The organism is Nevskia soli (genome assembly GCF_903970205.1).
In the GTDB taxonomy this organism is placed as follows: Bacteria; Acidobacteriota; Terriglobia; order Bryobacterales; family Bryobacteraceae; genus Bog-113.
On record NZ_CAJCHS010000390.1, the window covers coordinates 1 to 10613 of the forward strand.

A 10613-nucleotide genomic window follows, 5' to 3' on the forward strand; every position below is an offset into this window, starting at 1 on the left:
ATCGCGGACTCCGTGCTGGCGCGCCTCACGCAGCGGGGGCGGCTGGAGCGGGCCGCTCGCGGCGTATACCGCATCCCCCATTTTCCGTCGGATCGATTCTCGCAGTACTGGGAAGCCGTGCTTTGGGCCAAGGCTGACGACGGTCCGGAGAACGTCGCGCTTTCGCACGCCACTGCTTTCGCCGTGTACGGGATCTCCGACGCCAACCCGGCCGCCGTTCACATCACAATTCCTCGGAATGCGCGGCTCCGCAGGGTTCGCCCGACGTGGGTGGAGGTTCATCACGCGGATCTCCCGGATTGCGACGTGACCATTCAGGAGGGGTTGCCCGTTACCACGGTTGGCAGAACCGTACAAGACATGCTGTCGTCCACAGGCCAGGTAGGCATGGTGCGTCAGGCGGTTTCCGACGCACGGCGGCAAGGCTACATCGACAGCGCGGAAGCGCAGCGTTTGAAGCGGCGCATTAACAGTTATGTCCGCACCCTCGAGAACGGCACGCAAGCGCTCGAGCGTGCGAATCGGTGACAACCCGGCCACGGCTTCCGGAGCGGCTCGAAAAGACACTGGCGCGCGTCGCCCGCGACCAGGGCATCGATCAAGAACGATTGCGGAGATGGGTGTCGTTCCTGGCGATCTGTGGCGTGCTCGAACGGGCTGCGTCCGAGGGAATTCTCGGCGGCTACTACCTCAAAGGCGGAGTCGCGATGGAACTGCGTTTCGCTCAGCGTGCTCGCGCGACAAAGGACCTTGATCTCGTGCTGAACGGCGATCGGGGAAAGCGACTTCGATCTTTTGAGCAAGCGCTGAAATTAGGATTCGACGAATTCTCCTTCCGGCTCAAGGCGCAAGCGCGCGAAATGGATCGCGCCGATACGGTGAGAGTCGAAGTCGCGATTCAATACCGGACCCGTGCGTGGCAGACCGTGGAGGTGGATTTGGGGCCAGCCGGCACGACAACGATCGATCGTGTGGAGCCGACAGTTGCGGGAATTCACGAAATGGGCGTACCGGTGACTTCGCCCATACGATGCATCGGCCTGAGCGAGCAAGTCGCCCAGAAACTTCACGCATGCACGGCGCCGCACACCTCATCGACCCGCGCCCGAGATGTTCTGGACATCCTCCTGATTGAGACGCTTGGTCAGCTCAACTACCCGGCCGCACTGGCCGCCGCCCTGCGTGTTTTCGACGAACGCGGCACGCATGAATTTCCACCTGATTTCATAATGCCGGCCTTATGGCGTCCCGAGTTGGAGGCGCTCGCTGCACAACTGAGTTTTCCCGTCGCCGGCGCCGCTGAGATTGAAACGGCGTTCCGGGAGACTGTCCGAAGGATTGCAACCGCGATACTGCCTACCCTGTCAATATAGTTCCATAGTGGAAACATATTGACAGGAGCCAAACTGCCTCTCAAACTACCTGTGCGACAGCCGTATCCGGCAACTCGATCTCAATCCGCGTCCCATTCCCCGGTTGCGAATCGATCCACATCCTGTAATTGGAACCAAACAAAACATTCAGCCGCTCGCGTACATTACTCACACCAATCCCGGTATCGAGCATGCGCGCCAGCTTACTCTCGGGGATTCCGACGCCGTCATCCTCCACACGAATGAACAGGCGTCCGGCATCCACGCGGGTTTCTATCCGGATCGTCCCGCCGCCGACTTTATTACTTAGCCCGTGTTTCACCGAATTCTCGACCAGAGGCTGAAGCAGCATACTCGGCACTAACATATCGAGCGTATGCGGGTCGATATCGCGTTCAAACCGCAGATTATCGCCGAAGCGCACCAGTTCAATAGCCAGGTAATCGGCGATGAAATCGAGCTCGTCACGCAGCCGCGTCATGCTCTCGTGTTTGCGCAACAACCGCCGCAGAATATTGGAAAGCTTCAGGATCATCTGACGCGCGCGATCGGGGTCCATGCGAATCAGCGACGATACCGAGTTCAGCGTATTGAAGAGAAAGTGGGGATTGATCTGACTGGTAAGAGCTTGCAGCCGCGCTTCGATCAGCAGCCGCTTCTGCTCTTCAAGTTGGATCTCATTGCGGGTGTTATTCCAGACTTTGATGGGGATGGTGACGGCAAAGTAGACGGACGCGTAGACGGCCAGCACGCTGAGCCACGGCGGATGCGTCACGGGAAGGTATAGCGAAAAGATTCGCCCGGGAAACGAACGGGCGACGCGCTCGCGCAGAAACGTTGCCGCCACAATGCTGAGCGCCAGCGCAAGATTGAACAAGGGCCGCTTGAGGTTGCGCCGCTGCTGGATCGCGCGTAGAAGGTGCAGATCGAACAGCGGCGATGTCTGCCAGATAAACTGCTTATCCGCGGCGAAATCGCGCAGCATCCCGCCCAGCAGACCAATGCCCGCATAGAAAGGCAGGCTGGCGAATTCGTGCCGGAAGAGAGTCGGAAAAGCGATGATCAGTCCGGCCGTTAAGCCGGTCGCGTAACCGCCGATCAGCCCGGCAAGCAAGCTCCCTTCCAGCGCGAGATCGACGAAATCGTAGGAGCGGATACGCGCATGCAGCGCGACTCCCGAACCGAACATGATCGCGAACCACATCGCCAGCTTCATGCGCTGTCCCAACGTCCGGTCCTCAAACATCAGCAGCCGCCGCACGTCCTGAAAACGCACGAAGAAACTGGCCAGCGAAGCGATCACGGCGATACGAACAAGCAGCGTGATGAAGTGCTGTTCCACTCGCGCCCATTATAATGAGGGTTCCAAAAATGGCGCCTTCCAATGAACCGCGGCTGGTGAAAGTCGCCGAAGCGGCGCTTCCGAGTGAATACGGCGAGTACCGGATCCACGGCTTCGAAGGCGTGTTCAAGGACCGGAACGAAGAGGCCGTTGCGCTGGTTCTGGGCGATCTGAGCGGCGCGCCTCCTCTGGTGCGCGTCCATTCGCAATGCCTCACCGGCGACGTGTTTCACAGCCTGCGATGCGATTGCCGCGCGCAGTTCGAACTTGCCATGGAGATGTTCGCGGCGGAGGGCCGCGGGCTGATGATTTACGAAGCCCAGGAAGGGCGCGGCATCGGTCTGCTGAATAAGTTGCGGGCGTACGAGTTGCAGGACCGGGGCGCGGACACGGTGGAAGCGAACGAACTCCTCGGCTTCGAGGCCGACCTGCGCAACTTCGCGCTGCCCACGGCCATTCTGAAGCACTTTGGATTGAAGCGCATCCGGCTGCTGTCGAACAATCCGGAAAAGGTGGAATCGGTCGAGAGTGCCGGTATCGAGGTGGTGGAGCGCGTTCCCGCCCTCGTCGAGGCGCTCGCCAGCCGCCACTCGTATCTGGAAACCAAGAAGAACAAACTGGGTCATCTGCTCGAGAACTGAAAGGAAGCCAGCTGAGTAGCCGCCATGGGCTCGATCGCGTTTCCGCTTCTGCTCAGCTTCAAGATCGCGTTGATCGCGACGGCCATCGCACTGGCGTTGGGGCTCTGGCTCGCATGGGTCCTCGCCAACGTCGCGTTCCCCGGCAAGGAATGGCTGGACGCCGTGGTGACGCTGCCGCTGGTGTTTCCACCGACCGTGCTGGGTTACTATCTGCTGGTGCTGCTGGCGCGATCGAGTCCGTTTGGGAAACTTTGGGAGTCGATCTTCGGGCAGCCCTTGGTGTTCACGTGGCACGCCGCAGTGGTAGCCGCGACCATCCACGCACTGCCGTTGCTGGTGAAATCGGCGCGTGCGGGTTTCGAATCGGGCGATCCCGCGTTGCTGCGCGCGGCGCGATCTCTTGGAACCGGAGAGTGGCGCATCTTTTGGAAGGTCACCGCGCCTCTCGCGCGGCGCTCCATCCTTGCCGCGGCGGTGATCGCGTTCGCGCGGTCGCTCGGCGATTTCGGCGCGACGCTCATGGTTGCGGGCGACATTCCATTCCGCACGCAGACGGCGGCCATCGCCATCTATGACGCGGTTGAAGCGGGCAACACGCGCATTGCCGGTGTACTCACGTTGATCCTTTCTGCCGCTACGTTGCTGATCGTTTACGGCGCGAACCGGCTCGAACGCCGGATATGAGTCTATCGGTCCGGTTGACCAGGAACTTTAGGCCGGCGGCGGACAGCGCCGGTTTCGCGCTGCACGTCGAGTTCACTGCGGAACGCGGCATCACGGTGCTGTTCGGGCCCAGCGGCGCCGGCAAATCGCTCACGTTGAACTGCATTGCGGGCTTCGAGAAGCCGGATTCGGGGCGCATTATGCTGGGCGACCGTATCCTGTTCGATGCCGAAGCGCGCGTCAACTTGCGGCCGCGCGATCGCCACTGCGGCTATGTGTTCCAGAGTCATGCCTTGTTCCCCCACATGACGGTGCGCGAGAACCTGATGTTTGCCGCCGAACGCCATCCGCGCCTGGAACGCCACCGCCTTGTCACGGAGATGCTGGAGCGATTCGCCCTCACTGAGATGGCGGGACGCAAACCGGCAAACCTTTCGGGCGGACAGAATCAACGCTGCTCCATTGCCCGCGCCTTGATCACGTCGCCGCGCGCACTGCTGCTGGATGAGCCGGCCGCGGGGCTTGATGTCTCGTTGCGTTCGGAGTTGTCCGATGTGTTGAAGCAAGTGCGCGACGATCTCGAGATCCCGCTGCTGCTGGTCACGCATGACGTTGACGATGCCATGACGCTCGCGGACCAGGTGCTCGTTTACACCGACGGCGGAATCGTCCAACGCGGATCGGCGGATTCGATTCGGACACACCCGGCGAACGCCGACGTCGCGCGGATGTTTGGGCCGACCAATGTGTTGGACGCCGAGATACTGGCGCTCGATCCGGGCCGCAACAGTAGCCGCGTTCGCATCAACGGCACGGAACTCAACGCGCGCTATCTGCCCGGCCATTTTCGAGGCGACCGGATTCGTATGAACGCGCGGGCCGATGAGTTGATCGTGCATGGCTCGCGCGGCGAGAACCGCATGGAGCTGCGTCTGGAACGAATGCTGGCGCGCGCCAACTTCATTGAACTGCGCTTCACGCCGGAGCTGGTGGTCTTCGCGCCTCGCCACGATTGGGAGAAGTTCCGGGACGGACGCGAGTGGTATGTGGAGTTTCCTCCGGACTCGTTGCGGCCGTTAGGAGAGGCGTGATCCGCTACGCGATCACGGGCGCGCGCTTTGGAGGTGCGGTCGATTTCATTCAGGTACGCGCAAAGGAACTTTCAGGCTCGGCACTTACGCGGCTGACGTGGGACATTCTTGACGCAGCGGCGCCGGGTGTGCGCGTGCTGGTGAACGATCGCGCGGATATCGCGATCGCATGCGGATGCGCCGGAGTCCACCTTCGCGGCGACTCAATTTCGCCGGTCGAGATCAGGCGCATCGCACCGAAGAGGTTCGTGATCTCGGTATCTTGCCATAGCATCGACGACGTGCTGCGAGCCGATGCGGAAGGCGCGGACTTGGCTCTATTGGCGCCCATCTTTGCGAGTCCGGGGAAAGGGGAGCCGCTAGGGTTGGACTACCTCGCCGAAGCCACGCATGCCGCGCGAATACCGGTCTTAGCGCTTGGCGGCGTCACTTTTGAGAACGCCGCGCAGTGTGTGGCGGCCGGCGCGCGCGGCGTGGCGGGGATTAGGTTGTTCGCCCCGTAACCAACATCCTTGGAGAGCATTGCTCTACCGACCACCGCATTGCTCTACCGACCCGCGTTGCTCTACCGAACACCGCATCGCTCTACCGACAACCGCATTGCTCTACCGACCACCGCATCGCTCTACCCGACCGCGTTGCTCTACCGAGCCCGAGCGAAAGCGAGCGGTGTCTTGATCGCAATTAACATCGCATGTCCGTTACGTGCTATCAATAACTCTAATCCGCCGTTGGAGAAAGGACCTCCAATTCGATGCTGAGCACAAAGTTGAACCTGCCGCTCCTGGCCATCCTGTGCGCCGCAAGAGCCGCCCACGCGGCGCCGCCGGACGCCTACCTCCTCCATAACGCACGCGTTGTCTGCGTATCCTCACCGACGCTCGAACGCGGCGATGTCGTCATCCGCAAAGGAATGATCGAAGCCGTCGGTGTCGATCTCAAAGCTCCCGCCGACGCGTGGGTGATCGACGCGACCGGCCTCACCGTCTATCCCGGCTTCATCGACGCGCTCAGCACATGGGCGCTCCCCGGTGCTGCGCCGCCGGGCCCAACCGCGCGCGGAACCAGCGCGGCCCAGCCGGCTCCAACCGCGCCGGCGAATGCGCCGCCGCCTTCCAAGGGTCCCGAAGATCGCCCGCTCTCCGCGACCTTCTATCGCGCGGCCGATCACATCTCGCCGACCGATCCAGTGATCGCAACCATGCGCGATGGCGGCTTCACCACAGCAGTCGTATTCCCCACGAACAATATCTTCGCGGGACAAGGCGCCGTGATCGACCTTGCCGGCGATCGGCCCGGAAGCATGGTCGTTGCGGCGCCCGCCGGTCAGTACCTATCGATGAAGACCAACGGGTTCTCGAGCTTTCCCGGATCGCTGATGGGAACCATCGCCTACATCCGCCAGTTGTATCTTGACGCCGATCACTATAAGTTGGCTCAATCTATTTACGCCAGTCACCCGCAGGGGCTGCAGCGCCCCGCTTACGATGAAAATCTGGAAGGTCTGAATGCCTCGCCGCGAGCGCTGCTTCCCGCCCATCGCGCGGTGGAGATCGACCGCATGCTGCACTTAGCCGAACAACTCAAGCTGAAAGCCGTACTCTATGGCGGCGAAGAAGCATGGCGTTGGACCGGGCCGTTGAAGCAGTCCGGCGTTCCCGTGTTAGTAAGTCTGAAATGGCCGGAGCGCCCAAAGGAGGCCGATCCGGCTTTGGAGGACCCCTTACGCATTCTCGAGTACCGTGAGAAAGCCCCGGGAACTCCCGCCGCGCTCGCCAAAGCTGGAGTTCGATTCGCGTTCTTCTCCGATGGCCTCGCCAAACCCGCCGATATCCGCAAAAGTTTGAAGCGTGCTCTCGATGCCGGACTCTCGAAGGACGACGCGATTCGCGCACTTACACTAAGCCCCGCTGAGATCTATGGCATCGCCGACCGCACCGGCTCGATCGAACCCGGTAAGATCGCGAATCTGACCGTAACCTCAGGTGATTGGTTCGATGACAAGACAAAGGTTAAGTTCACGTTTGTCGACGGCCAGCAATACGACCCTCAACCGGAAGATACCAAGAAGCCCGAAGACGCGGTCAAGACTACGGAGGCTACGAATTGAAGCTATTTGGCGCACTACTCTGTTGCTCGTGCTGCTTCGCCGCGTCTACCGTCATCCAGAATGCGACGGTCATGACCGTCACCAAGGGCACTTACACGGGCTCCATCGTCATTGAGAACGGCAAGATAGCCGCTGCCGGTCCGAATCTACCGGTTCCAGCCGGCGCGACCGTCGTGGATGCCAAGGGGAAGTGGGTGATCCCAGGCATCATTGATTGTCACTCCCACATTGCCGCCGAATCGATCAACGAAGGTAGTATTTCCGTGGCCGCGATGGTCGGCATTGAAGACGTTCTGAACCCGGAAGATATTGCGATCTACCGGGCTCTCGCGGGCGGCGTGACTTCCGCCAACATCCTGCATGGCAGCGCCGATTCTATCGGCGGTAAGTGCGAACTCATCAAGCTGCGGTGGGGCAAAGATGCGGAAGGACTGAAGTTCCAGGGCGGTCCGCCCGAAATCAAGTTCGCCCTCGGCGAGAATCCGAAGCGGCGCGGCGAAAGCGGATTCGGAACCGGCCCCCAGAATCTGCGGTACCCGGCGACCCGCATGGGCGTCGAGGATGTGATCCGCGAGGCCTTTACCGAAGCCAAGGCGTACCAGGCCAGTTGGAAAGAGTATGAGGATAAGAAGGCTCAAGGCAAAGTAGCGATCCCTCCGGCGCGCGATTTGAAACTGGAGCCGCTGGTCGAGGTCATGGAAGGCAAGCGCATCGTCAACGTACACTGCTATCGTCAGGACGAGATCCTGATGATTCTGCGCGTCGCGCATGACTTCAACTTCAAGCCCATTCTGCAGCATGTACTGGAGGGTTACAAGGTAGCGGATGAGATCGCAGCGTCGGGAGCTACCGCGTCCACCTTCAGCGACTGGTGGTCTTATAAGGTCGAGGCGTACGACGCGATTCCCTGGAACGCCGCGCTCATGGCCAGGAAAGGCATCATCGTTTCCCTGAACTCAGATGATGCCGAACTAATGCGCCACCTGAATACCGAAGCGGCGAAGGCTATGAAGTATGGCGATCTCACGCGCGATGAGGCGCTGGCCATGGTCACCATTAACCCGGCGAAGCAGCTTCACGTCGATCACTTAGTTGGCTCTATCGAGCCCGGCAAGGATGCCGATCTCGCGATCTACGATGGCGATCCGCTCTCGACGCTGTCCAAGGTTACGCAGGTCTACATTGATGGGGACTTGTACTTTGATCGCGACAAAGACCTGGCCGGCCGTCCGGAAATCGAGAAAGAGCGCAAGTTACTCATCACGAAGGCCGCCGATCGCGCCAAGCAGGATGCCAAGAACGCTAAGAAGGATACGGACAAGGACAAAGACAAGGAGAAACCCAGCCGATGAAACCGATCCTGATCTTAGCAACGGCTGCCGCACTAAGTCCGTTGGCGTACGGAGCTGACAACAGCACGAGTTACTTCATTCGTGGCGCGACCATTCACACCATGGCGGGCCGGGACATTTCCAACGGGTCCATTCTGATCCGTGATGGAAAGATTCTTGGTGTCGGCGAGAACCTGACGGCGCCGGCGGACGCGCAGGTGATCGATGCACATGGTATGCAGGTTTACCCTGGCATGATCGATTCGTTTACCGACACGGGACTAACCGAAATCGAAATGGTGCGCGAGACTTCCGACAACTCCGAACTCGGTAAGTTCAACCCACAGCTTAGCGCCTGGATGGCGGTCAATCCGTCAAGTGAACATATACCGGTAACGCGTGCGAACGGCATCACAGCTTCCGTTCCGGTTCCGAACGGTTCGCTCATTGCCGGCCGCGCTTCGATGATTCATCTTGACGGGTGGACGGTCGATGACATGGACCTGAATCCAACCGTGGCGCTGCACATCAACATGCCGGTGATCCGTACCCGGACGTTCCACTTTCCCGAGGGCGCTACCGAGAGGCCCTTTGAAGAGGTGCATAAAGACTATCTCAAAGAGCTCCAAGAACTGAACAAGTTCTTCGACGACGCGCACCGTTATGAAAAGGCGAAGGCCGCGAACGAGCCGGGTTTCGAAACGGACCTAAAGTTCGAGGCCATGATCCCGGTGATCGACGGTAAGGTTCCGGTGATGATCACGGCGATGCGGGAGCGCGAGATTAGGGACGCAATCGCATTCGCCGATAAGCAGAAGCTCAGGATGATTCTCGCCGGCGGGGCGGAAGCCTGGAAGGTAGCTGCCGAGTTGAAGGCCCGGAACATTCCGGTGGTCCTCCGGCCCACGCTATCGCTTCCCGAAGAAGAGGACGATCCCTACGATAAGCCCTTTACGACTCCAGGCGAGTTATACCGGGCCGGTGTACTCTTCAGCTTCGGCAGCTACGATGCCCAGTTCTCGCGCAATCTACCCTACCAGGCCGCCGCTGCCGTTCCATTCGGACTACCGCACGATGCCGCTATAGCAGGAGTTACTATCAACGCCGCAAAGATCTACGGGATGGACAAGAAGGTAGGAAGTATCGAAGAAGGGAAGATAGCCGACCTGATGATTACGGACGGTGATCCTCTTGAAGAACAGACTCACGTCAAGCAGCTGTTTATTAACGGTAAGCAGGTCGATCTTAACAACCGGCAGTTAAGACTCTACGAGAAGTATAAGAGTAGGCCATGATGTATCAGCTCAGAAGCTGTTCCAAGCTCTCGGCGTTGAGTACGCGAACGGCAAGCGCCTCCAGTTCCTCCGGCGAGCGATCGGCGATATGTTTCTCGGCCCAGTCCGGGATCGGACCGAAGCGGGCTTCCATCTGAAGCCGAAGCATCTTCGCTTCCCCTATCCGAATGCCGCGTCTGATCTCCCGGCCAAGCACCTTATTCTCCATTAGGTCAATTAGAATCGGCATCGTACCAGCCTCCTGTTCCACAAACTCTTCCAACCGTCGCAGCCCCGAGATCCTGAACAACTGACCCAAGGCGTACTCTCGCGGCACGCGATCGAGTTTCGCAATCCGGGTCAGGATGCGATGCACCGCCAGCCGCCGATCCCGCAGCCGCGCAAGGATCGCAATCACATTATCGCCGATCTGGTCGCTTTCGAGAAGCCCATCGCCGTCGAGATCGCGAATATCGACCGTCTCGTAGCGGAAGGTCACGTTCGGGCCGGTCAGTTCGCTTGGCATACGCAGTGGAGTGTCGCCGACATATTCCGGACTTCCGGCAGTTCGACATCCAGCCATCTCTGAACAGCCGCGCCGCCCGTGACTGAACGCAAGACCGCGGAACCGGAACCACGCAGCAGAAGCTTCAGCGAGATGTCGTATTGCTGCATCGCTCGCCAATCTACTCAGGTTTCGGCGGCGGCGCGTAGAACCGGCCGCCTACCGACCGCATAAACTTACCCCACTCCGCCATCCCTAACTCATGCATATCGGCCGCATTGCG

At 60.1% G+C, this 10613-nt stretch carries 11 protein-coding genes; 9 read left to right on the forward strand and 2 right to left on the reverse strand.

Features of this window, described 5'->3' with window-relative positions:
• Both H1Y01_RS16965 and H1Y01_RS16970 read left to right on the forward strand, forming a co-directional pair.
• Nucleotides 1-528, forward strand: a 528-nt coding sequence (locus H1Y01_RS16965) for a type IV toxin-antitoxin system AbiEi family antitoxin domain-containing protein (protein WP_180541692.1), incomplete at its 5' end; no start/stop codon positions are given.
• Nucleotides 525-1373 carry a nucleotidyl transferase AbiEii/AbiGii toxin family protein gene (locus tag H1Y01_RS16970; protein WP_180541693.1) on the forward strand — a complete coding sequence of 283 codons (849 nt, stop codon included), beginning with the start codon at nucleotides 525-527 and terminating at the stop codon, nucleotides 1371-1373. The genes H1Y01_RS16965 and H1Y01_RS16970, both read left to right, overlap by 4 nt.
• Nucleotides 1374-1413: 40 nt before the next feature.
• On the opposite strand, the gene H1Y01_RS16975 is transcribed toward H1Y01_RS16970, so the two are convergent.
• Nucleotides 1414-2715, reverse strand: a complete 1302-nt coding sequence (locus tag H1Y01_RS16975) for a sensor histidine kinase (RefSeq protein WP_219341645.1) — start codon at nucleotides 2713-2715, stop codon at nucleotides 1414-1416.
• 29 nt (nucleotides 2716-2744) lie between these two features.
• Between H1Y01_RS16975 and ribA the strand changes: the two genes are divergently transcribed.
• From ribA to H1Y01_RS17010, 7 genes are all read left to right on the forward strand, one after another.
• Nucleotides 2745-3356 carry a GTP cyclohydrolase II gene (gene ribA / locus H1Y01_RS16980; protein ID WP_180541694.1) on the forward strand — a complete coding sequence of 204 codons (612 nt, stop codon included), beginning with the start codon at nucleotides 2745-2747 and terminating at the stop codon, nucleotides 3354-3356.
• A 24-nt stretch (nucleotides 3357-3380) separates the two neighbouring features.
• Nucleotides 3381-4040, forward strand: coding sequence for a molybdate ABC transporter permease subunit (gene modB, locus H1Y01_RS16985; protein ID WP_180541695.1), 660 nt, complete (start codon nucleotides 3381-3383; stop codon nucleotides 4038-4040).
• On the forward strand, nucleotides 4037-5110 hold the full coding sequence (locus tag H1Y01_RS16990; RefSeq protein ID WP_180541696.1) for an ABC transporter ATP-binding protein: 1074 nt from the start codon (nucleotides 4037-4039) through the stop codon (nucleotides 5108-5110). The genes modB and H1Y01_RS16990 overlap by 4 nt, the downstream gene beginning before the upstream one ends.
• Nucleotides 5107-5613 carry a thiamine phosphate synthase gene (locus H1Y01_RS16995; RefSeq protein WP_180541697.1) on the forward strand — a complete coding sequence of 169 codons (507 nt, stop codon included), beginning with the start codon at nucleotides 5107-5109 and terminating at the stop codon, nucleotides 5611-5613. The genes H1Y01_RS16990 and H1Y01_RS16995 overlap by 4 nt, the downstream gene beginning before the upstream one ends.
• Before the next feature lie 251 nt (nucleotides 5614-5864).
• A complete protein-coding gene (locus H1Y01_RS17000) occupies nucleotides 5865-7220 on the forward strand; it encodes an amidohydrolase family protein (protein ID WP_180541698.1) in 1356 nt (451 codons plus the stop codon).
• Complete coding sequence (locus tag H1Y01_RS17005; RefSeq protein ID WP_219341647.1) at nucleotides 7217-8572, forward strand: amidohydrolase; 1356 nt, start codon at nucleotides 7217-7219, stop codon at nucleotides 8570-8572. Before H1Y01_RS17000 ends, H1Y01_RS17005 begins: the two co-directional genes overlap by 4 nt.
• Complete coding sequence (locus H1Y01_RS17010) at nucleotides 8569-9846, forward strand: amidohydrolase family protein (RefSeq protein ID WP_180541699.1); 1278 nt, start codon at nucleotides 8569-8571, stop codon at nucleotides 9844-9846. The genes H1Y01_RS17005 and H1Y01_RS17010 overlap by 4 nt, the downstream gene beginning before the upstream one ends.
• A 4-nt stretch (nucleotides 9847-9850) precedes the next feature.
• On the opposite strand, the gene H1Y01_RS17015 is transcribed toward H1Y01_RS17010, so the two are convergent.
• Nucleotides 9851-10351, reverse strand: a complete 501-nt coding sequence (locus H1Y01_RS17015) for a hypothetical protein (protein ID WP_180541700.1) — start codon at nucleotides 10349-10351, stop codon at nucleotides 9851-9853.
• Nucleotides 10352-10613 lie beyond the last annotated feature (262 nt).